Source organism: Muricoccus roseus, assembly GCF_900141905.1.
Classification (GTDB): Bacteria; Pseudomonadota; Alphaproteobacteria; order Acetobacterales; family Acetobacteraceae; genus Roseomonas; species Roseomonas rosea.
The window spans coordinates 14,302-35,660 of record NZ_FQZF01000040.1 but is presented as its reverse complement, the minus strand read 5'-3'; the positions used below and the strand labels follow the sequence as shown (position 1 = coordinate 35,660).

General features: G+C 67.8%; 22 protein-coding genes. 8 read left to right on the top strand and 14 right to left on the bottom strand.

All coding sequences use genetic code 11. From position 1 onward, the window contains the following. From BUB97_RS22890 to BUB97_RS22870, 4 genes are all read right to left on the bottom strand, one after another. On the bottom strand, positions 1-434 hold a 434-nt coding region (locus tag BUB97_RS22890), incomplete at its 3' end, for a lytic transglycosylase domain-containing protein (protein WP_073139443.1). A gap of 30 nt (positions 435-464) precedes the next feature. Next, entirely contained in the window at positions 465-854 is a 390-nt protein-coding gene (locus BUB97_RS22885) for a hypothetical protein (RefSeq protein ID WP_073139440.1), read from the bottom strand. 461 nt (positions 855-1,315) lie between these two features. Then, positions 1,316-2,317 (bottom strand): replication protein RepA, encoded by a 1,002-nt coding sequence (locus BUB97_RS22880; protein ID WP_073139438.1) that lies wholly within the window; start codon positions 2,315-2,317, stop codon positions 1,316-1,318. A 928-nt stretch (positions 2,318-3,245) separates the two neighbouring features. Next, entirely contained in the window at positions 3,246-3,509 is a 264-nt protein-coding gene (locus tag BUB97_RS22870; protein ID WP_073139432.1) for a type II toxin-antitoxin system prevent-host-death family antitoxin, read from the bottom strand. A 155-nt stretch (positions 3,510-3,664) separates the two neighbouring features. On the opposite strand from BUB97_RS22870, the gene BUB97_RS22865 reads away from it, so the two are divergent. Then, on the top strand, positions 3,665-4,366 hold the full coding sequence (locus BUB97_RS22865; RefSeq protein ID WP_338141794.1) for a recombinase family protein: 702 nt from the start codon (positions 3,665-3,667) through the stop codon (positions 4,364-4,366). A gap of 60 nt (positions 4,367-4,426) precedes the next feature. Here BUB97_RS22865 and BUB97_RS22860 read toward each other — a convergent pair whose 3' ends face one another. Further along, positions 4,427-5,137 carry an IS6 family transposase gene (locus BUB97_RS22860; RefSeq protein WP_245818424.1) on the bottom strand — a complete coding sequence of 237 codons (711 nt, stop codon included), beginning with the start codon at positions 5,135-5,137 and terminating at the stop codon, positions 4,427-4,429. A gap of 263 nt (positions 5,138-5,400) precedes the next feature. Between BUB97_RS22860 and BUB97_RS22855 the strand changes: the two genes are divergently transcribed. The 4 genes from BUB97_RS22855 to BUB97_RS22840 all read left to right on the top strand — a co-directional run bounded on the left by BUB97_RS22855 (position 5,401) and on the right by BUB97_RS22840 (position 9,687). After that, positions 5,401-6,723, top strand: coding sequence for a Rieske 2Fe-2S domain-containing protein (locus BUB97_RS22855; protein WP_073139424.1), 1,323 nt, complete (start codon positions 5,401-5,403; stop codon positions 6,721-6,723). Positions 6,724-6,892: 169 nt separating this feature from the next. After that, positions 6,893-7,804, top strand: a complete 912-nt coding sequence (locus tag BUB97_RS22850; protein WP_217659742.1) for a PDR/VanB family oxidoreductase — start codon at positions 6,893-6,895, stop codon at positions 7,802-7,804. A gap of 170 nt (positions 7,805-7,974) precedes the next feature. Next, positions 7,975-8,841, top strand: coding sequence for a Bug family tripartite tricarboxylate transporter substrate binding protein (locus BUB97_RS22845; RefSeq protein ID WP_175562723.1), 867 nt, complete (start codon positions 7,975-7,977; stop codon positions 8,839-8,841). A 66-nt stretch (positions 8,842-8,907) separates the two neighbouring features. Continuing rightward, entirely contained in the window at positions 8,908-9,687 is a 780-nt protein-coding gene (locus BUB97_RS22840; protein WP_073139418.1) for an SDR family NAD(P)-dependent oxidoreductase, read from the top strand. Positions 9,688-9,752: 65 nt separating this feature from the next. Here the strand turns inward: BUB97_RS22840 and BUB97_RS22835 are convergent, their stop codons facing one another. Together BUB97_RS22835 and BUB97_RS22830 are read right to left on the bottom strand one after the other, a co-directional pair. Beyond that, complete coding sequence (locus BUB97_RS22835) at positions 9,753-10,526, bottom strand: FadR/GntR family transcriptional regulator (RefSeq protein WP_073139416.1); 774 nt, start codon at positions 10,524-10,526, stop codon at positions 9,753-9,755. A 189-nt stretch (positions 10,527-10,715) separates the two neighbouring features. After that, positions 10,716-11,960: a LysR family transcriptional regulator gene (locus BUB97_RS22830; protein ID WP_073139414.1), complete on the bottom strand. Its 1,245-nt coding sequence runs from the start codon at positions 11,958-11,960 to the stop codon at positions 10,716-10,718. Positions 11,961-12,084: 124 nt separating this feature from the next. On the opposite strand from BUB97_RS22830, the gene BUB97_RS22825 reads away from it, so the two are divergent. From BUB97_RS22825 to BUB97_RS22815, 3 genes are all read left to right on the top strand, one after another. Next, complete coding sequence (locus BUB97_RS22825; RefSeq protein WP_217659741.1) at positions 12,085-13,269, top strand: acyl-CoA dehydrogenase family protein; 1,185 nt, start codon at positions 12,085-12,087, stop codon at positions 13,267-13,269. Between the two features lie 256 nt (positions 13,270-13,525). Further along, entirely contained in the window at positions 13,526-14,275 is a 750-nt protein-coding gene (locus BUB97_RS22820; RefSeq protein WP_073139411.1) for an electron transfer flavoprotein subunit beta/FixA family protein, read from the top strand. A gap of 2 nt (positions 14,276-14,277) precedes the next feature. Beyond that, positions 14,278-15,195 carry an electron transfer flavoprotein subunit alpha/FixB family protein gene (locus BUB97_RS22815; protein ID WP_073139408.1) on the top strand — a complete coding sequence of 306 codons (918 nt, stop codon included), beginning with the start codon at positions 14,278-14,280 and terminating at the stop codon, positions 15,193-15,195. Positions 15,196-15,735: 540 nt separating this feature from the next. Here BUB97_RS22815 and BUB97_RS22810 read toward each other — a convergent pair. From BUB97_RS22810 to BUB97_RS22785, 7 genes are all read right to left on the bottom strand, one after another. Next, complete coding sequence (locus BUB97_RS22810) at positions 15,736-16,929, bottom strand: CaiB/BaiF CoA transferase family protein (protein WP_073139405.1); 1,194 nt, start codon at positions 16,927-16,929, stop codon at positions 15,736-15,738. 204 nt (positions 16,930-17,133) lie between these two features. Further along, a complete protein-coding gene (locus tag BUB97_RS26435; RefSeq protein WP_073139449.1) occupies positions 17,134-18,108 on the bottom strand; it encodes a Bug family tripartite tricarboxylate transporter substrate binding protein in 975 nt (324 codons plus the stop codon). Positions 18,109-18,428: 320 nt separating this feature from the next. Continuing rightward, positions 18,429-18,572 carry a hypothetical protein gene (locus tag BUB97_RS26430; protein ID WP_175562722.1) on the bottom strand — a complete coding sequence of 48 codons (144 nt, stop codon included), beginning with the start codon at positions 18,570-18,572 and terminating at the stop codon, positions 18,429-18,431. A 159-nt stretch (positions 18,573-18,731) separates the two neighbouring features. Further along, complete coding sequence (locus tag BUB97_RS22800) at positions 18,732-19,406, bottom strand: hypothetical protein (RefSeq protein WP_139281440.1); 675 nt, start codon at positions 19,404-19,406, stop codon at positions 18,732-18,734. 296 nt (positions 19,407-19,702) lie between these two features. Further along, a complete protein-coding gene (locus tag BUB97_RS22795) occupies positions 19,703-20,080 on the bottom strand; it encodes a hypothetical protein (RefSeq protein ID WP_139281439.1) in 378 nt (125 codons plus the stop codon). A gap of 128 nt (positions 20,081-20,208) precedes the next feature. After that, positions 20,209-20,481 (bottom strand): hypothetical protein, encoded by a 273-nt coding sequence (locus BUB97_RS22790; RefSeq protein WP_073139397.1) that lies wholly within the window; start codon positions 20,479-20,481, stop codon positions 20,209-20,211. Positions 20,482-20,552: 71 nt separating this feature from the next. Next, positions 20,553-21,347: a DUF932 domain-containing protein gene (locus tag BUB97_RS22785; protein WP_245818422.1), complete on the bottom strand. Its 795-nt coding sequence runs from the start codon at positions 21,345-21,347 to the stop codon at positions 20,553-20,555. Positions 21,348-21,359: the final 12 nt, after the last annotated feature.

Below are 21,359 nucleotides of genomic sequence, written 5' to 3'. Positions count from 1 at the left end.
CCGTTGGCGAAGCCCCGCTCGGGGTGACCGGTGTTGTAGCGGGAGAAGGCGACGCGGAGCGCCTGCTGCGGGTCCGCCTCGCCGCGGCTGGCCGTGGCGTAGCCCTTGCGCAGGATGCGGGCGCCGGCCGCCAGGTTGGTGCAGGGGTCGAGGACTTCCGCGACCGTCAGCCCCAGCGCGCGCAGGTTGCCGCTGTTCACCTGCATCAGCCCCAGGTCCACGGAGCGGCCTTGGCGCTCGATGAGGTCCGTCGCGAGCGCCACGGCGGCCTCGCGCGTCTCGGGGAAGATCGCGCCGCCGCCCGGCCCGTTCACGCCCAGGGCGAAGGGCTTGAAGCCGCTTTCCGTCTGCATGACGGCGGCCAGCGTCTCGAAGGCGACAGAGGGAGCGCAACGGGCGGCGAGCTGCGCAACGACGGCCAGTTCCAGGATCACGCGGCCACCAGCCGGCCGCGGGAGGCCTCGCTAGGGGTCGAGCACGTCCGGCGCTGCAACCTCATCGCCGGCCGGTACCGGCTTGCCGGGCGGGGCCAGCCCGCCCGGCACCGCGCCGTCGAGGAAGGAACGGAGCTTGCCCAGCTTCGTGCAGTTCTCCTCGTGCAGCGAGATAGGGCCGTGGAAACCCAGGTCATCGCGCACGAAGCGCACCAGACGGGTGAGGTCGCGGTAGGCGCGCACGCCGGCGCCACGGAATAGCCCGATGGCAACGTAGCCCCGGCGCCAGCTCGGCAGCAGGTAGGGGACGTGTTCGATCCCGTCGGCCTCGTCGCGTCGCGCCACGATGACGACGTTCTCGATCCGCCCCCCGGCCTCCAGCCCGGCGCGGATATCCGCCTCCTGTAAAACCCCTCGCAAGTGTCCGTCTCCCTGACGGGCCGGAACCTTAGCGCCGACTGGCTTGCGGCGCCGAGAGGGGATGAACCGCTGCCGAGAGGCAGCCAACCGGAGCGGTGCCCAGGAACCTCATTGCGAAAAACCAATTTTGGCATTTTGCATAGAACCCCGAGCTGTTCCGTGCGGACACTACCGGGGAGGATTCCTCTTGATCAAGCCTTAACGCAAGGACTGAGCGTCCCTTCCAGCCCAATGCCTATCCCATGAACAAAACCGGATTTATAACTTTGCAGATTGTCAGGATCGATCTAGAATATTCGCACCGCCAGTGGCCACCCTGACCCAACTGGTGGTCGAGGCCGTGAGAGCTTTGGAAGGCCCGAAAAGGCCGCGAATTCTACGTACCCGGCGGGTTGGTCGACCTCGCCTGCGATTCGCATGACGCCTGAGGAGGAAGCCGCGCAGGAATCCCGGAGGTAGGCCTAACCGGCCGACGGGATCAGCCTGAGGCCGCGCACCAGGGTCTTGGGCACGGGGGGACGCGAGGGCATGAGCTTGAGGCCGTGATGGACCACCTCCACCTCAGCGTCCGGGTACACGGCGAGCACATCGGGCAGCACGGCCTTCACACGCTGCGCCAGGTGCGAGACCCGCGTCGTGTCGGAGCCGACCTGCGCCGCGAGCGCCTGCCAGCGTAGCAGGAGCGGCCTTTCCAGGCGCTGCAGCCGGTAGGCCAGCAGCGTGTAGAGGTCCAGACCGAGCGAGTTGTCCTTGAGGTGGGCGATGGCGTCGCGCGCGAGCGGCACGGCGTGCTGGCGCAGGTGCTCGTGGAACTCGCTGGTCAGCTCCACCGTGGCCGACCATCCCGGCCCCTCGCCGTCCTCTTGGCCCTGCCACAGCGACAGGCCCGATACGAGGCGCTGGTCACGGATGATCATCTGCTCTCCGCCGCCGGGCGAGGAGGCGGGCGCGCTCCATTGCAATGTGAACTCGCAGCGGGCGATCCGAAGCGACTGCTCACGGATGGCCTGGATGGTGCCCCTCGGCCCGCCGGTCACGGGCAGGCCGAGCGAGCGGATCCAGGCCGACATGCTGGGACCGAGATTGACGGTGCGCCCCCGCACGCCCTCGGTCTGGAGAAAGATCATGATCAGCCGCGCCCGGGTGCCGTAGGGCACGCCAACACGTGCGGCGCGCCCGTCAGCGCCGCGCACCACGCCGGGGCTGACCATCAGGTGAAAGCGCCCGGAACTGCGCTCCCAGATCGCATCGTTGCTGTCGGGGCGGGCATGAGGCAGGCAGGTCTGGCAGAGGCCCGAATGCGTGAAGGCCAGCTCGTCGTCGGCCAGCTCACCCATGGCGTTGCTAGCGGCCTCGATGCGGCCCAGCTCCCTACGGCGCAGCCCGGGATCGTCGATGGCGTTGGCAGTGCGGCGAAGGGCCTCGGCGCCGAAGAGCATGAGCTGGCGGTGAATCTCAGCCATGCGTCCCCTCACTCACCCTCCGGTGAGGCAAGCCTAGGCGAGCACCATCAGGCGTGTGCGCTGAATCGGCGGCCTTTCGAGGCACCGAAGCGCTTTTTCCCGATATCCCCGCTTGTCCACGCTGAATCCGCGGCCTTCCGCTAGGCTGCCTGGAAGGCAACGCTGAATCCGCGGCCTTCCTACGCTGAATCAGCGGCCTCGACAGGCCATGATCTACGCTGAATCCGCGGCCTGACCCCCAGTTATCCACGCTGAATCCGCGGCCCATACCTATAAGAGTCCTATACAAAAAACTTCCTATAGGACGCGTGCGAGCCAGCGCCGGAAAAGGCCGCGGATTCAGCGTTGCGCTAAGGACTTCAGACGCACACCATCCGACAAGGTGTTGAAAGAAGCTCGGGGTAGGGCGCCAGTGGAGAAGTAGCGACTCACGTCGGAAGGCAGCACCAACGGAGACGGCACACGGCGAGTCGGAGCGCAGAGGCATCAGGCAGACCTCGAGGTGACGCGTAGCGTCCTCAAGCGCGCCCGCGTGACAACCGCATCACGCAGCCGCTCGAACAGGATGGCCGGTAGCGGACCGTAACCCCAATTCGATCCGAGGGCAGTAGTCACAGGCCGCAGATCGGGGCCCGGCCAGACGAAGCGGTTTACCTCCGTCAGCACCGCCCAACACGGCTCGTCCTGCAAGCCCAGGCGTCGGCGAGTCGCCACGGGAATTTCCATACCCTCATCCGGTGTGGACGGCGCCCGCGACGTGATCGGCACAACAACGACGGACGGAACGCCCGCCACATCTGTCGTGGCGATCACGACCGCACACGGGCGGTCCTTGCGAGCCTCCTCTCGCCCCTCCGCGGCCTCGTGCATCCAGAGGTAGGCGTAGCGGATGACCTCGCCTGGAAGCGGTGGTGCTAAACGGCGCGACTCAGGCAACTTCGTCATCGAAGCGGCGCGACTCCTCGGAAGGCTGGGCGGCAGCGATCGCCTCGATCAGATCGGGCGGCAGCTCCTCGACCTTCATCGCCTGGCGGTCGCGACGACGCAGCCGCTCGTATTCCTCGACCGAGATCATCACCACGCGCGGACGACCACGACTGGTGACGGCGACGGGCTGGGTAAGCGCCTTGTCCTGGTAGAGCGCGAAACGGCGCTGCACCTCGGCTGCGGGCACGGCGAGCGGCTCAGCCATGGAAAATGCTCCTATCTGCGCAGAACCAGTATAACCCTGCTAACGCGTGAAACTCAAGTTTCGCATGTATCGCAGCTAACTCGCACCTGGGAGTGGGAGTCGCAAAGCGTCAAACGTCCGTTTGGGATTGCGACAAAGGGGCCTGAGAGGGCATTTTGAGGGTCCCGATGGCTCCTCCCACCCCCTCCCCCATCCGCTTCGTCGCCTACTACCGGGTCAGCACCGAGCGGCAGGGCCGCTCGGGCCTGGGGCTCGACGCCCAGCGGGCGGCCGTCGCGCGGCACGCGGCGAGCACCGGGGGCGTCGTGTGCGCGACCTTCGAGGAGGTGGAGAGCGGCAAGCGCGGCGACCGGCCGCAGCTCGCGGCGGCGATGACAGAGAGTCGGGCGCGCCGCGCCGTGCTGCTGATCGCCAAGCTCGACCGCTTGGCGCGCGACGCGCATTTCCTGCTCGGGCTTGAGAAGGCCGGCGTCGAATTCGTCGCCGTGGACATGCCGCACGCCAACCGACTGACGATCGGCATCATGGCGTTGGTGGCCGAGGAAGAAGCCCGCGCCATCAGCGCCCGTACGCGCGCCGCCCTCGCCGCGGCGAAGGCGCGCGGCGTGAGGCTGGGCAACCCGCGACTGCGGGCCGGCGACGGCGAGGTGGCCGCCATGGCGACTGCGGCCTGGCAGCGCGACGCCGCGAAGCGGGCGGCCGACGTGCTGCCCTACATCACCGCCGCGCGCCGAGCTGGCGCCACGTCGCTGCGGCAGATCGCCGCGGCGCTGACCGCGCGCGGTGTGCGGACCCCATTGGGGCGGGAAGTGTGGGGCGCGTCCCAGGTGCAGCGCGTGCTGCTACGTCACCCATGACTGGCCTGGTTGTGTTGCGAAGTTTGTGGCGGGCCGCAGATGGCCTGAGTAGCAGGTGGTTCAGGGTGCAATCTGGAACAGCTTGGCGACGAAGGCGGCTTGAGCCCGCATGTCTCGTCCGCCGATCTCTCGAACCTGTCCCTTCCTGATCATCGCCATCACCTCGTAGCCTGCCAGTGTTCGTCGTGCGGTGTGGAAGCCACCAAAGCCGAGCCCTGGTCTGGCCAGGCGTTTCACGCGCCGGTGGTCCTGTTCGACGATGTTGTTGAGGAACTTGACCTGGCGCAGGCGGGAGAAACGCCACAGCTCGCCGCCCTCTTTCATCTGCTCGACAGCACAGGGGTAAGCCGGGTTCTTGTCCACCGTGATCGTACGCGGGTTCACCGTATGCGGCTGCCCCAACGCCTTGCGGAAGAAGCGCTTCGCGGCCTCCGCGTCCCGCTTGGCCGAGAGCAGGAAGTCGATCGTCTGGCTGCGGCTGTCGACTGCACAGTACAGGTACATCCAGCGCCCCTTTACCCGCACATAAGTCTCGTCAACCCGCCAGGAGCCGTTGCTCGGGCGCAGATGCGGCCGGATCCGCTTCTCGATCTCTGGCGCATAGGTCTGGGTCCAGCGGAACAGGGTGGTGTGCGCGACATCCACACCGCGGTCGGCCAGCATCAGCTCGAGATCGCGGTAGCTGATCGGGAACATGAGGTACCAGCGGACCGCCCAGAGGATCACCTCGGCGGTGAACTGCCGCCCCTTGAAGGACTGATCCGGTCTCACCGAGGCCACTCGCCGCCGTCTTGCCATACTAAGGTTTGTACCTGCTCGGGGAGGCCCTGCAAGCTCGCAACGGAACCATCTTTAGAACTCGTTCGTCGACCGTCCCGAATTTCGAATATTGGAGCCGAATTTCCTATTTGGTCGGACCGATAGTGAGTCATACAGTTGAACGTAGTTGCGGCCCCGTCCGTTTCGATCGAAACGAGCGGATCGGTGCCTCAGGGGGAGTTCCACATCTCCCAGACAAAGCTACGGAGGAACGGATGCAGGCCAACGACAGTGCCGACCTGACGCGTGTCGGTCCGGGAACCGCCATGGGCCAGTTCATGCGGCAGTACTGGATGCCAGCCCTGATGTCGTCGGAGGTGAAGGCGGATGGCGACCCCGTTCGCCTGATGCTCCTCGGCGAGAAGCTGGTCGCCTTCCGCGACAGCTCAGGCCGTGTGGGGATCATGGACCATCGCTGCCCCCACCGTTGCGCCTCCCTCTTCATCGGCCGGAACGAGGAAGGCGGGATTCGCTGCGTGTACCACGGCTGGAAGTTCGACGTGGAGGGACGGTGCGTCGACATGCCGAGTGTTCCGGCGCGCCTCGACTTCAAGGAGAAGGTGCATGCCAAGGCTTACAAGACGCACGAGCGCAACGGCCTGATCTGGGTCTACATGGGCGATCGCGCCGTGCCGCCACCCCTCCCGGCGATCGAGGCGGCGATGATCCCGGGAGCTGAGATCTGGTGCCTCCAGCGCAGTTGCAACTGGTTGCAGGCTCTGGAGGGAGACATCGACACCTCCCACGTCGGCTTCCTGCACGTCGGCTCGCTCGAGCCGGACGACCTTGAGGAGAACCACCCGATGCGCCCGACGGTCCTGAACCGGGCGCCGGAATACGAGGTCTCCAACGCGGACTGGGGGACGATGTACGGCGCGTTCCGGCCCAACGACGACGGCCAGATGTCCTGGCGGGTCGCGCATTTCATGTTCCCTTTCTGGACGCAGACGCCGAACAACAAGTTCGCCACGCGCGCCATTGCCCGCGCCTGGGTGCCCATCGACGACGAGCACTCCATGCTGTTCGACATCACCGGCGGCGTAGACGGCGGCAACCCGGCCTACAATTCCAAGCGCAAGACGGGCGAGCCGCTCTTCGAGCCGTTCCGCTACGCCCCGAACACGACGGATTGGTACGGCCGCTGGCGCTCGGCCGACGATATCTCCAATGACTGGGCAATCGATCGGGAGTCCCAGCGCAACGGCACCCAGTACACGGGCATCCCCAACATCACCATGCAGGACCAAGCGGTCACGGAGAGCATGGGTCCGATCACGGACCACGCCTTCGAGCATCTCGCGCCGACCGACCAGATGATCGCGCGCACGCGGCGGCGCCTGCTGCTCGCTGCACGCGCCTTCCGTGACAAGGGCGTGCTGCCGCCGGGCGTCGACGACCCCGATGTCTTCTTCCGAGCGCGTGCCGGCTCGTTCCTGCACGATCCTGGACAGCCGCTCGAGCAGGCCTACCAGGAGCAGCTGGCCAAGGCTGTCCGTTGGCCCGCCGCGGAGAGGGAAGAACCGGCCCTCTCCCGGTAAGCCGGCAGCGTCGTCTGGCGCGCCTTTCCGGGCGCGCCAGCGGGTCACGTCCAGGATCGCCGAGGAAGTCATGCAGACAACCGTCCGGCCAAGCGCCGGCGAAGGGGCAATTGCCGTCCCCCAAACCCAGGCCGGTGCGCCCGAAAGCCTGAAGGCACGGATCAGGGCCGTGCGATGGGAGGCGGAGGGCATCAACACCTACGAGCTGGAACCGCTCCCCGGGGAGCGGTTCCCGCCCTTCACGGCCGGCGCGCACATCAACGTCCGGCTGACGCCCGGCCTCACGCGCAGCTACTCGCTGGCGAATGACCCGTCGCAACGGGACCGCTATGAAATCGGCGTGCAGCTCGCGCCCGAAAGCCGGGGCGGATCGCGGCACATCCACGAGAACTGGCGGCCCGGTCAGGTCGTGGAGATCTCGGCGCCCAGGAACAACTTCCCGCTCGAGGAGGGCGCCACGCGAACAATACTGATCGCAGGGGGGATCGGCATCACGCCGATGCTTTCGATGATCGCGCGGCTGGAGGCGCTGGGCCGGCGCTGGGAGCTGCACTACGTCAGTCGGCGGCGCGCAATCGCCGGTTACCTCGACCGCCTGGAGGAGCACCTTCCGGCGAATGTCCTGTTCGACGAGGAGCCGGGCGGGCTCCGGCTTGACCTCGCCGCGGTCGTGGCGGCCGCACCTCCGGAGGCGCACCTGTACTGCTGTGGTCCCGCCGGGATGATCCAGGCGTTCGAGGCGCTAGCCGCGGGGCGCCCGCCGGGGACCGTCCACGTGGAGTACTTCTCCGCGGACGTCGAGGTCGCGATTGGCGGCGACTACGTGCTGGAGCTCCGGCGCAGCGGGAAGACCGTCGCGGTGCAGGACGGCGAGACGATGCTGGATGCGCTGCTGTCCGCCGGGGCGAATATCGGCTTCGCCTGTTCCGAGGGGGTATGCGGAACCTGCCAAGTCGGCGTGCTCGAGGGCGTGCCAGACCACCGAGACCAATTCCTGACCGAGGAGGAGAAGCGGGCGAACCGGACGGTCATGGTCTGCTGCTCCGGCTCGAGGACGCCGAAGCTGGTGCTGGACATTTAGGGCGGGGCCGAACGCGCCGGCAAGGATCGGCGCCAGGCAAGATCAAGACGATCCGTGACCGGGAGGATGAAATGGAAAGAAGAGCGTTGGTGGGGCTGGCGTCGGCGGCCATCCTATCGTCCGCCTCGGTTGTCAAGGCACAGCCTCAACGGCCGCCTCTGCGCATCGTGGTGCCCTACGGCCCCGGCGGTTCGACCGACGCGATCGCGAGGGTTCTCGCCGCATCGCTCGCGCCGAAGCTCCGGCGCACCGTGATAGTCGAGAACCGGGGCGGCGCGGGCGGGCTGATCGGGGTCCGCTTCGTCCAGAGCGCGCCGCCCGACGGGAACGTCCTGCTGTTCACCCCGCCGGGCTACATCACCCTCACCATGGTCAACCGGGCCGCCGGATACGATCCTGTGAAGGATTTCGAGCCCGTCGCTCTGGTGGGGAGCAGCCCGCTCTTCCTAATGGTCCACAAGGATATCCCCGCGACGACCGTGCAGGAGTTCATCGCCTTCGCGAAATCGCAGCCCGACGGGATCAACGTGGCCAATGCCGGGATGGGTTCCGTGGGCCATATCGCGGCCATGCTGTTCGAGCACCAGACCGGAGTAAAGCTGACGCATGTCGCCTACCGGGGTACGGCGGAGGCGGGCCTGGCCCTCATCTCCGGTGTCGTGAAGATGCAGATCAACTCCACGACCCTGGCGACCAACGAAGCGATGCGCAACGGCACGATCCGCTTCCTCGCGGTGATCGCGGAGAGCCGCTCCTCGCTCGCACCCGAGGTTCCGGTCATCGGCGACGTGTTCCGCGGCGCCGGTGCCGAGCCCTGGTACGGCTTCCTCGGGCCGCCCGGGCTGCCCGCCGGCTTCGTGCAGGAGATGGACGTCGCGCTGCGCGCCGCGCTGGAGGAGAGCGAGGTGCAGGGGAGCTTTGCCGCCGGCGCCATTCAGACCACGTTCCGGCCGGCGGCCGAGATGCAGGCCGTCGTCCGATCGTCCACGGAGTTCTGGCGGCGCGCCTTTCGCGAGTTGAACATCGCGCCGCAGTAGGGCCTCATCCCCGGGCAGGAAGGCCTGGACCGGCGCGCGTGCCGCGCCCAGTCAGATGTGAGGATCATGGTGCAGGACGTTTCGATCCCTCCCAACGGGAGCTTCTCCTTCGCGGGCCGGACGGCGCTGGTGACGGGCGCAGGAAGGGGCGTGGGGGAGGCAATCGCCCGCGAATTGCACGCCGGGGGCGCGCGCGTGGCGGTGACCGACGTGGACCACGCCGCGGCCGGCACGGTCGCCGGGCAGCTCGATCCGGGCGGCAGCACGGCGATGGCCATCCCGTTGGATGTTCGCCGCAAGGCCGACTTCACAGTCGCGCGCGACCGGATGGTGGAGGCCTGGGGCAAGGTCGACATCGTCGTTAACAACGCCGGCTACGCGAAGCGGACGCCGACAGACGAGATCACGCCGGAGGAATTCGACGAGATCGTCGCTATCAACATGCGCAGCGTCTTCTTGAGCTGCCAGGTCTTCTCCGGGCACATGCGTGGCAACGGGTACGGCAGGATCGTCAACATCACCTCCCTGGCCGGCCAGAACGGCGGCACGGTGGCGTCTCCGCACTACGCGGCCGCGAAGGCCGGCGCGATCATGCTGACGAAGTACTTCGCCCGCTTCCTCGGCGGCACCGGGGTGACGGTCAACGCCGTCTCTCCGGGCCCCATCGCGAGCGCGAAAGGCCGGCTCTCTCCGGAGCAGATCGCGCGCATCGAGCGCGAGGTGCCGGCCGGACGGTTCATGGAGGTCTCCGAGATAGCCGCCGCGGTCGCGCTGCTGGCCTCCGACCGCGGCGGCTTCTTCGTCGGCGCAACCCTCGACATGAACGGCGGCCTCTATCTCCGCTGAGCGCCCCGGCCCTTCCGTGGGACGGATCAACGTTCCCGGGCGTGCACGCCGGGCGGCGGTCTGCCTCAGGCGGGCCGCTTCGCGCTGCGGCGTCCGGGAGGGCGCCTGGTCCCGGCGGCGTTGCCGCGCTGGATGTGCCGGTGGATGCGCTCGAGATGCTGTCGCATCTCCTCGACCGCCCCCTCGCAATCCTTCTCGCGGAGAAGGCGCACCAGGCGCAGCCGTGACTGGAACAGGCTTTCCTGTAGCAGCTCGTGATCGGGATCCTTCAGGAAGCTCTGCAGAATCGACGAAAGGGACTTCATCACCACGCCGAAGATTCGGTTCATCGTGGCGCGCGCGAGGACGGCGTAATACTCCTCGGCGCATCGCAGTCGTGTCTCGAGGTCTCCGGCCACCCGCGTCTCCTCGACGATCCGCTCCAGATCTACGAGGTGTGCCTCTGTCGCCCGCGCGCAGGCGAGCCGGACGATCACCTCCTGGAGGGCGATGCGCGCTTCCGTCAGCTCGTCGAGGGACACGCTGTCGAGATGAATGTAGTCCTGCATGGCCTGTGTCACGCGCTCAGAGTCCGCGGCCTGCACGAAGGCACCCCCCTTCGCGCCCTTGACGTTGTAGATGATACCCGCGACCTCCAGACTCCTGAGCGCCTCCCGGAGTGCGCCCCTGCTCACCTGGAACTGGGCCGCCAGCTCGCGTTCGGGTGGTAACTTGTCGCCGACCTTCAGCGTCTTTTGGGCCAGCTCCCTCCGGATCTGGTCGCAGATCACCTCGAAGGCGCGTTGTGTCCTCACCGGCACGAAGCCGGGCTTCACGGTCAGTGCGGGGCGTGCCGGCAAGTGAGACGGCCTCTTGCAGTGAGGCCGGCAGTTTACAGTGGGCCCGCTAGGGCCAGCAACGCCCGCCCGCCGCCGCGCAGAACATTCGCGGCGGAGCGGACCGATAGCCTGAAGGGTCGCAAGGCGCACGCGCCCCGGGCGCATCTCCGACCTTCGGACGGATGGCCGGGGCGCGCCGCAGGAGGTTGGTCAAGGCGAAGATGCTCGACGGCCATAGCCGGGGAAACCAGTAGGATCCTGCGGCAGATCGGTTCGCCGATGAGCCGCTATCTCCTCCAGCAGTTCGACGAAGCGGCGCTGCGACACAGAAGGGCGCCAGCCATGCCGCGTGATTAGGCCGACCGGCCGCACGGTGCCGCGGAGCGGCGCCCCGATGGTCGCGAGGAGTCCGCTCTGGACCTGGAGGGCGATCTGATCGGGCGAAAGGAGGGTCAGAAAGTTCCCCTCGGTGAGCAGGCGGCCGATGATCATTACTGACCCGCACTCGATGGGCGCGGGCGGCAGCTCACCGCCCTGGAAAAGCTGTTCCCACTGCGTCCGCAGGAACGAGTTGGGCTTCGCGACGATCCAAGGATAGGAGGCCAGCGCGGCCGCACCCGGCTGCCCGTGCCCGACGAGCGGGTGCTGCTGGCCCGCGACGATGATGAGCTGGTCCTGGTAGAGCGGGCGCTGCACGGCATCCGCGCCACCGACCGGGCGCAGGCCTCCCACCATCATGTCGAGGATGCCGTCCTGCAACGGCTCGACCAGGTCGCCCCATCCGCCCTCGACGACGTCGAACCGCACTCGCGGCTGCTCCGCGGCCATGCGCGCGATGGCCGCGGGCACCAAGAAGCAGCGGGAGAGAGGGGTTGCGCCGACGCGGATGAGCGTCGTGCCCGCGCCGTCGTCGAGATCGGAGATGGCAGCCGTAATCTCCGAGAGCGCGAGACGCATGCCGCGGGCAAGGCGCCGTCCCGCAGCGTTTAGGCAGACCCCGCGTCCCCGCCGATCGGTGAGGCCCGTGCCGAGATCCTTTTCCAGCTCACCGACGGCCCGGTGAAGGGCGGTCTTGGACAGCCCGGCCTCCCGCGACGCGGGAGCGTACCCGGCGGCCCCTGCCAGGGCGAGCAGGGCGCGGACCTGTGTCATCCTGAGCAGGCGCTCGTCCGAGCCGGATTTCCGGGGAAGCCGCCCCAGCCCGGCCGCGAGGTGGCCGAAGGCCGCGCGGACGCGGTCTGCCAGGACCTCGCCCGGACGCGTGAGGGTGATGCCGCCCGCCGTCCGGTGGAAGAGGTTGTGGCCGAACTGGGCCTGAAGCTTTGCAAAGCCCTGCGTCAGCGCGGGCTGAGACAGGCTCACAGCCTCGGCCGCGGCACTCAGCGTCCGGCGATCCTGGATGGCGAGCATCGCGCGCAGGTGGCGCAGGTTCAGCTGATTGGGGTCGGCCTGCATGGTTCTCCGACTTCCCCCCGGCCGGAGGCGATGTCAATATATCTATTGGCCCTACCATTTATACCCGATAAGGTGCTGCCCGGCGCACGTACGGACAAGCGCCGCGAGCGGGGAGGATCCTTCCATGAACTACCAGTCGCCGGGCGGGGCTGCGGCCCTGGATGCCGGGATGAACTTCGAGATCCCGGAGGCCGTCGCGGAGTTCCGCTCCGTCACCCGCGTCCTGGTCGATGACCTGCTTCCCCTGGAGAGGGAGTTCCAGGAGACGGGCGTCGTGCCCCCTCAGGTGCGGCAGACCCTCATCAAGAACGGCTACTTCGCCCTAGCCTTCCCGGAGGAGTACGGGGGTCTCGGGATGGGCGCACTGGCACAGTGCGTCGTCCAGGCCGAGCTGGCGCGCCTGCCGCCCCAGTTCTGGACGGAGCTCCGGCCCCTGATGGGCCCGGCTGCCAAGAACATCCTGAACCACGCCAGCGCCGAGCAGAAGGCGCGGCTGGTGCCGGGAATGATCAGTGGCGACATCCCCATCGCCTTTGGCTTGACCGAGCCGCATTGCGGATCGGATCTCGGGTCGATGCGTACGACGGCGACGCGCAACGTGGATGGCTGGCTGCTCAACGGCAGCAAAACGTTCATCTCGAACGCGAAGAACGCGAAGACCCTGGTGGTCTACGCCTATACCGACAAGGCGGCCGGCCCGCGCGGGGGCATCTCGGCCTTCCTGCTGGAGGCATCGACGCCCGGCTACCGCGTCGATGGCGTCATCCCGCTTATGGGGACGGCGACGCCAGGCGTGTACGAAATATCCTTCAGCGACGTTCAGCTGCCACCGGATTCCCTCCTGGGCGAGGAGGGAAAGGCCTTTCACTACGCCCTGGAGGGACTGAACGAGGGCCGCCTGAACGTCGGCGCGACCGCACTCGGCATGGGCGAGTACGCGCTGGAGCTCGCGGTCGATCAGGCAAAGATCCGACCGGCCTTCGGGGGCTTCATCGCGGATCTTCAGGCCATCCGACACATGATCGCGAATATGGCGACGGAGATGCGGGCCGCCCGCCTGATGCTGCTCGACGCCTGCTGGCGCTTCGACCAGGGCGAGAAGCGCCGCGAGCTCGCCTCCATGGCGAAGCTGTTCGCGACGGAGGCCGGGAGCCGCGCGGTGGACAGTGCCGTCCAGATCTTCGGCGGCTACGGCTACTGCCGGGGGTTTGCGGTCGAGCGGCTGTACCGCGACATCCGCATTACCCGGATCTACGAGGGCTCGTCGGAGATCCAGCGCAACACCATCTCCCGCGAGATTCTGCGTTAGGGAGGTCTCCGTTCGCCTGGGCTCACCTCAACCGCTCTGGCCTGTCGCTCGAGGAGAGGATGTACCTGTTCCGGTAAAGTCACCGGAACGGGATCTGCTCTAGTCCTCGAGCGACGAGCCTTCATCACCTGTTCGGCGGGCCAGAGCAGGGGAGGGCGCGACAGCCTTTTTCGAGAAGCGCAGCCCCGCTAAAGGCCGACGAAGCCCGACGTATGACCGGGCGGCATACCTGCCGCACGAGAGTGGAGGCTCCAGAATGAAGCTCCTCGTCCCCGTCAAGCGCGTGGTCGATTACAACGTGAAAGTCCGGGTGAAGCCGGATGGCACGGGCGTCGAGACCGCGAACGTCAAGATGTCCATGAATCCCTTCGACGAGATCGCCGTCGAGGAGGCCGTGCGCCTGAAGGAGAAGGGCATCGCGACCGAGATCGTGGCCGTCTCCATCGGCCCGTCCCAGGCGCAGGAGCAGATCCGCACCGCCCTCGCCATGGGCGCCGATCGCGGCATCCTGGTCGAGACCGCTGACACGGTCGAGCCGATCGCGGTGGCCAAGCTGCTGAAGGCCATTGTCGAGAAGGAAGGCCCGCAGGTCGTCATCCTCGGCAAGCAGGCCATCGATGACGACATGAACGCCACCGGCCAGATGCTGGCCGCCCTCCTCGGCTGGGGCCAGGGCACCTTTGCCAGCAAGGTCGAGATCGCCGACGGTGCCGCCAATGTCACCCGTGAGGTCGATGGCGGCCTGGAGACGGTGAGGCTGAAGCTTCCGGCCATCGTCACCACCGACCTGCGCCTGAACGAGCCGCGCTACGCCAGCCTTCCGAACATCATGAAGGCCCGCAAGAAGCCGATCGAGACGATCAAGCCCGCCGATCTCGGCGTGGACACCACGCCCCGCCTGAAGGTGATCAAGGTGGAGGAGCCGCCGAAGCGCCAGGCCGGCGTGAAGGTGGCCTCCGCCGCCGAGCTCGTCTCGAAGCTCCGCAACGAAGCGAAGGTGATCTGAAGATGACCGTCCTCGTCCTCGCCGACCATGACGGCGCCTCCATCAACCAGCCCACCCGCTCCGCCATCGCGGCCGCCGGCAAGCTGGGCGATGTCCATCTGCTGGTGATCGGGCCGGAAGCCGTGGCCCAGGCCGGCGCGAAGATCGCCGGCGTCGCCAAGGTGCTGCATGCCGCGACCGAGCACCTGCTCGCCGAGCCCGCCGCTGCCCTCATCCAGAGCCTGGCCGGCAACTACACCCATCTCCTCGCCCCCGGCTCCGCGCTGGGCAAGAACGTGATGCCGCGCGTCGCCGCGCTGCTCGACGTGCAGCCGATCAGCGACATCTCGGGCATCGTGGATGCCGACACCTTCGTGCGCCCGATCTATGCGGGCAATGCGCTGGCAACCGTGCAGTCCTCGGACGCGAAGAAGGTGATCACCGTCCGCGCCGCCTCTTTCGACCCGGCGGCCCCCGAGGGCGGCTCCGCCCCGATCGAGCCGGCGCAGCCCGCCGCCGACCCGGGCGTCTCCTCCTTCGTCGGCGCCGAGATCGTGAAGAGCGAGCGCCCCGAGCTGACCGCTGCCCGCGTGGTCGTCTCCGGCGGCCGTGCCATCGGCTCGGCGGAGAACTTCAAGATCCTGGACGGCATCGCGGACAAGCTCGGCGCCGCCGTCGGCGCCTCCCGTGCCGCGGTGGATGCTGGCTACGCGCCGAACGACCTGCAGGTCGGCCAGACCGGCAAGATCGTCGCGCCTGAGCTCTACATGGCCTTCGGCATCTCGGGCGCGATCCAGCACCTGGCCGGCATGAAGGACAGCAAGGTCATCGTCGCCATCAACAAGGACGAGGAGGCACCGATCTTCCAGGTCGCCGATTACGGCCTGGTCGGCGACATCTTCAAGCTGATCCCGGAGATCGAGGCGGAGCTCAACAAGTAGCAAAGAACACGGTAAGCTACCTTCGATGAGCACAAGAGCGCATTCCGGCCCAGCGTCGCGATGACGACGCAACCCAGCTACAGTGCGCAGTGAGCAACTGCTCGATCAAATGATCGCCGAGGCGGGCCAACCCTCATCGAGCGATCTCTCGCCGAACTGATTGAAAGGTAAGGGCAGGCCCGCGCGCATCGGCAGCGACCTACTCAAAGACCCTATCCTCCCTCCTGGTCTGCCACCATCCGCAACTGGGGCATCTCGAACAGGCCTCAGGCAGGTGCGGAAGAGGCGATGCCCTTTCAAGATCCCCCGCGCGAGTAGCCATCATTCCATAGATGCAATCACATGCCCAGGGCACGAGGGGGCAGATGCCGACACCACCTAGACTAGATGTCCACCTGAGGCGGGGAGGCCCGCCTCGAACTGTGCAGGAATGACGAGGGTTGCGCCGGGTGGGCCGGCGCCTTGCCTCAGCACAGGAGGCGCATTGTGGGAGAGCGTATCACCTTTGTCGGGCTGGACGTGCGCAAGGCGACGTGCGCTCTAGCCGACCACGCCTCGGGCCCGCAGGGCCTCGATCTCCGCATCGGACATGGCCAGTTCCTCGCGCAGGAGGCCGGGCCCATTCTCCCCGAGCGCGGAGATGTAGTTTCGGACGTCGGTCCGGGAATCTGACATGCGGAACGGGGGGTTCACGACGCGGAAGGTGCCGGCCCCGTCCGTGATCTCGGCAAAGGTGCCGCGCGCGGCAAGGTGCGTGTCGGCGAGCACCTCCGCCATGGTGCGGTAGCGCGAGCAGGGCACCCCGTGGCGCGACAAGGTTTCCTCCGCCTCCGCGGCGCTGCGCTGCAAGCTCCAGCTCTCGACCAAGCCGAGCAGCTCCGTCCAGTTCATGTTCCGGTCCGCGTTGGTACGGAATCGCGGGTCTTCCCGCCACTCCGGATGCCCCGTCGCGACGCAGAGCTGCTCGAAGTTGCGTGGGCTCGTCGGCGCGACCATGAGATAGCCGTCCCGGGTCCTCAGGGGCGGGTAGAGCGGACGGCGGTGTCTGCCCGGAAACTGCGCCTCCTGCGTCTCGAAGACGAGCATGCCGAGCATGGCGTCCAGCATCGCGACGTCGATGAACTGCCCCCGCCCGGTCCGCTCGCGCTGGTAGAGGGCCGCCTGGATAGCGGCAAAGGCGTGGGTGCCGCCGAGCACGTCCGCGATGAAGACGCCGCTTGTGGCCGGGCGCGACGCGTCGTCCTGGTAGGCGAGATTCACCATGTCGAAGCCGCTGGCAGCATGGACAACCGGAGCGTAGGCAGGCTCCAGCGCACGGGGACCCGACTGGCCATAGCCGGAGACCGAGCAGTAGATGAGGCGTGGATTAATCTTGGACAGGGACGGGTAGTCTAGGCCGAGCCTCCGCATCACGCCGGGGCGGAAGTTCTCGACGACGACGTCGAAGCGGCCGACCAGCCGCTCGATGAGACGCGTGGCGTCCGGCGACTTGAGGTCGAGCACGATGCTGCGCTTGCCCGCGTTGAGATGTCCGAAATAGCTGCTGTGCCCGTCGCGGAGCGGTGGGCGCGCCCGCACCTGGTCGCCCTCGAACGCCTCCACCTTCACGACATCCGCACCCAGATCCGCGAGCAGGCGGGTAGCGAAGGGACCGGCCATGACTGCGGTGAAGTCCAGGACCCTTACGTCCTGAAGAGCGCGTCCCTGCGTGTCAGGGGCAAGCCCACGAGCCATCGGAAATGCTCCAAACCAAGCGTCCCGAAATGTCTTAATGGTTCGGCCAATACGTAGCAAGGACAGGTCGAGGCACGGCGGAGCGGCCTAATGCCTCGGAGAACTGGTCGGCTCGACCGAGCAGCTCTCCGAGGCCCAGGGCCGCCCGCCGGTCTCGTCCCTTCCAGACGGTTTGCCGAGCCTTCGGAAAGTCCGCTGCGGGGGCTACTCCGCCCTGATGTTGGCCCGCTTCACGATGTCAGCGTAGGTGGCGAGATCGGCCGCCAGGAACCGCCCCGTCTCCTGCGGCGTCATCGGCATCGGCTCGAAATAGACCTCGCCGAGGCGCTCGCGGAATTGCGGTTCGCCGATGATGCGGGTCGTCTCGTCGTGAAGGCGTCGGACGACGGCCTCGGGCGTGCCGGTGGGTGCCATGAGGGCGTACCAAGTGTCCAGAACAAGCCCGGGCAGACCGGCCTCCGCGAGGGTCGGCATGTTGGCGGCCAGCGATGTCCGCTCGGCGCGCGCGACGCCGAGGCCGCGGAGCTGACCGTCCCTCGCGCGGGGAACGACGTCCCCCATCGAGAGAAAGCTGAACTGGACGCGCCCGGCCAGGAGTTCGACGACGATCGGACCGGCTCCGTTCAGTGGGATGTGCAGGAACTCCGTGCCGGTCAGCAGCTTGAACCACTCGCAGCCGACCTGTGACTGCCCCGCGAAGCCGCTCGATCCATAATTGACTGGCCGGCCACTCTTGCCCAACGCGATCAGCTCTGCGACCGATTGGATCCCCGAGTTCGCGGCGACGACAAGAACGAGGGGTGACTTGGCCACACCGGCGACGGGCGAGAAGTCACGCAATGGATCATACGGCAGGTCGGGATAGAGGCTCGGCCTCAGGGCCACCGGGCCGGGGTTGGAGAGCAGGAGAGTGTTTCCGTCCGGCGCGGAGCGGGCCACGGCGGCCGTTCCGAGCGCGCCACCGGCACCCGTCCGGTTCTCGACGACGACATTCTGCTTGAGGGCTGGAGAGAGTCTTTCTGCCAGCATGCGGGCGATAAGATCCATCGCGCCCCCGGGCGGGAAAGCCACAACCAAGCGGACAGGGCGCGAGGATGCCGGCTGCGCATGGACTGCGGGGGCGAAAAGGCCTGCCGCCCCGGCCATGCCGGCCAGGGTCCGACGACGGGAAATCTCCATGGGCGCTCTCTCTCCGATCTCTGGCCGGGCCTGGATTCGCGCCGGCATGTCTAACGTCGCCACGGACTCGCGAGAATGGGGCCGCAGCACACGATGATGGTCCCGCCGGTCACGTACCGGGAGGGGCGGTGACCAGGAACCCGAGAACTCGCCGACATCCTCCGGCCTGCCGACGCGGAACAGCAGCACGAGACCGATCGCCCAGTCGGTCCTGATGCCGCGCTCACTCGCGAGGGCACCGATCCGAGCGGTCCGGGGGTCGACCCGCACGGCACCGGTCAGGGCGGCGACCCTCTCATGGAGCTTTCCACCAGCCATCCTCAGGCTGCCTCCGGCATGGCCGAGAGACGGCTCCGCAGCCCCAGGGTGAGCAGCCGCCGGTCGCTGATGGTGTTGAAGATGCGGGCGCCGAGCTCGATCCAGCGCCTCGCCTCCTCCGTCGTCTCGTCCGGCTCGGCGGCCATCAGCGTGGCCCAGAGCGGCAGGCCTCGCGACCGCGACCCGTATCAGGTGCTGCAAGTGCGCCTGCACGGCAGGATGGCCGGTCTGCTTGAAGGGTTCTGTCAGCTCTCGCGCCAGAGGCGCGGTCGAACGCGGCATGAGGCTGTAAGCCTACCCTGCCGCTAAAATAGCGAGCGCGGTTGTCGCACGACGAAGATGGATCGTGCGGCGGCGGTTGGCAGGACGCCCCCGCGCCCGCCCTGTTCGGCCAGGCGCAGAGTGCCAGGGCCGCCAACCTGTGGCAATCCGCCCCTCGCCTTCCCCCGGGCACGATAATAGGTGGTTATCGTGCCCAAGGTCATGCAGGGGTACTGTGTAGTGATGAAAGCGAGGGGTGGCGCTTCGGTAGGGCAATGCAACATCGTCCTGAATGGACCGTTCCAAATCCCGTCATCGGGGCGGGGTAGGCCGCGCGGCCTCCCTCCCCTTTCGTCGCGCTCACGACACCCCCAGCCAGCAGCGATGACGGGGGCGGCGGCCGTAATGGCACCCAGCGCCGCCACGATGGCAACAGTCGGGGTGACGGAGCGGGCGACGCAGAGGTTAGCCGCGAAGGGATGGCGGCGCGCGGCGTGCAGCTCGTCAAAGGCATGATCCCACGGCGCGATGTTCTCCGAGCCGCCGGCTCCGTAGGTCGGCGCGTCCCAGGCGATGCCGATGCGGTGCCGCAGCTCGCACACGAGGGCGACGCCTTCGCGCTGCGCCCGCCAATAGGCCGGCGTTTCCGCGGCTGGCAGGCCGGGCAGGACGTCGCTCTCGCGGCCCGCCGGAGGCATCTGGATCGAGGCGGCGCGCATTATGCCAGCCACTGGCCGGGTGCCTGCACCCGGCGTGCCCTTTCACGCCGTAGGGGATGGAGCCGCGACGGGCCGTGGAGCGCAAGCGGGCGAGGGTTTCGCGCGCGGAGGTGGCAACCACGTCCTGTCAGAAGGCGAAAAGGCTGCGGTCCCGGCCGCGCCAGGAGATCGAAAAACACTGATGCATGACCTGATCTTTCAGGTTCAGCCTAAGCGGGACGCCTCGGCTACGAAGGAGATTAGCGCCCCTGCCCCATCAGGCCGAAGTTGTTAAATTTGAAAATACCAAAATACCGTCACGCTTCCGTGTTGTCCTCCGCGGCGCTGCCGCCTCGCCACCCCGGCGGCCAGGGTGCCTCGGCGTGAGCGTCCGCCACGCGGCGCAGCGCCGCCGCCTCGTCGTCGGACAGCGGGCGGATACCGCGGGGGTAGCGCACCCACTCCCCCCGGTCGCACCCCATCTTGTCGGAGAACTCGCGCAGCTCGGGTGACAGCGGCGCGTGAGCTGCCGCCAGCCCTTCCAGCCAGGTGCCGAAGTCGTCGCGGATTTCGTGCCGCCCGTTGGCCATGCTCTTCACCGCGCCTTGCCCGACGTTCAGCCGGCGGGCGAGGCCGCGCTTTGTCCAGCCGATCGTTTCCAGACATTCCGCGAAGCGCGAGGGGGACATAGCCATGCGGGCGGTAATGGCCCGGCGACGGGGCAAGCCGCAACGCAGAAAGCCGCCCGGAGGCGGCCAGCGGCGGAGCGCGGAGCGGGGCAGCGGGGGTGGGCCGACGCCCGCCCGCACCACCCGCAACGCGGTCACGGCGAGGCCCCGGCGGCGCCTGGCGCAGCACGATAGGGCGGAATCGCCGCGGCGGCGCGCACGGCCGCGCGCTGGTTCAGCATGGCCAGCAACAGCGCCTCGCTTTCGGCGTCGATGAGGTTGCGGATGATAGCGCGGCCGTTGCCGTCCTCGATCACGGCCAGGAGGTAGGCGGGATCTTCCGAGCTGGTGCCGAGCGCCAGGCCGTTGCCGGCGTCGTCGTTGAGGATGAGCGGAAGGCCCAGGATGGGCAGGGCGTGGCAATCCATGATGCGGAGCTTTCGACGGGGTGGAGCAGGAGGGGAAAGGAGGGGCGGGGATCGCTCCCCGCCCCTGCCCGTCAGGCGGCGCCCTTGAGAGCCGCCATGCGCTCGCCCAGCATCCACAGAGCCCGGTTGAGCTTCACATCCTGGTCAATGCCCGTGACCTCGCGCGAGGTGACGCGGCGCGGACGGTTGTTGCCGTCCCTGCCCCACGCCTGGAGGCCGCCGCGGATGGTGTTTTCCTGCACCCGGTTGAAGGTGGTCCACAGATCGTCCGAAGCGTCCGCGACCCGGCGGGCGCGCAACAACTGATCCGCCTGGATCGGGGTGGACACGTTGCCTTCCTCGTCCCCGAAGCGCAGCACGCGGGCCGCATCCGCAAGGGCGTGCTGTTCGTCGCGGTTAAGGGTGACGCCGGCCCAGGTGTCGGCCGCCTCGATAGCTTGGCGCGAGGCGTCCAGAACCTCGAAGCTGCCTTCGATCACCTGGCGCACCACGTCGCCCTTGTGCGGCACCTTCACCGAGCGTTCCGGCCCGTCAGACACCACCATGCCGTTGAGGCAGGCAAGGCGGAACACGCCCGCGGTGACGTGGTAGGCGCTGGTTCCGTCGTGGGAGTTGATGAGCACGACCTCGGGGAAAGTCATGCCGACGCGGCGCGGCTGGATGGCTTGGCCCTCGTGGCGGAAGCGGATGAGGTGCTTCGTGTGGCCGCTGCGGTCGGCGTCGCGCGGGCGGGTCTGCCGCGCCAGCACGGGAGCGAAGCCCTCACGCCGCAGGCCCGCAATCACGTCTGCGGTCGGAATGTAGGCATAGCGCGCGGAGCGGGAGGAATGGGCCTCGGTCGCGAAGGCGGACGGGGCGAGCTGCATCAGCTCTCCGTC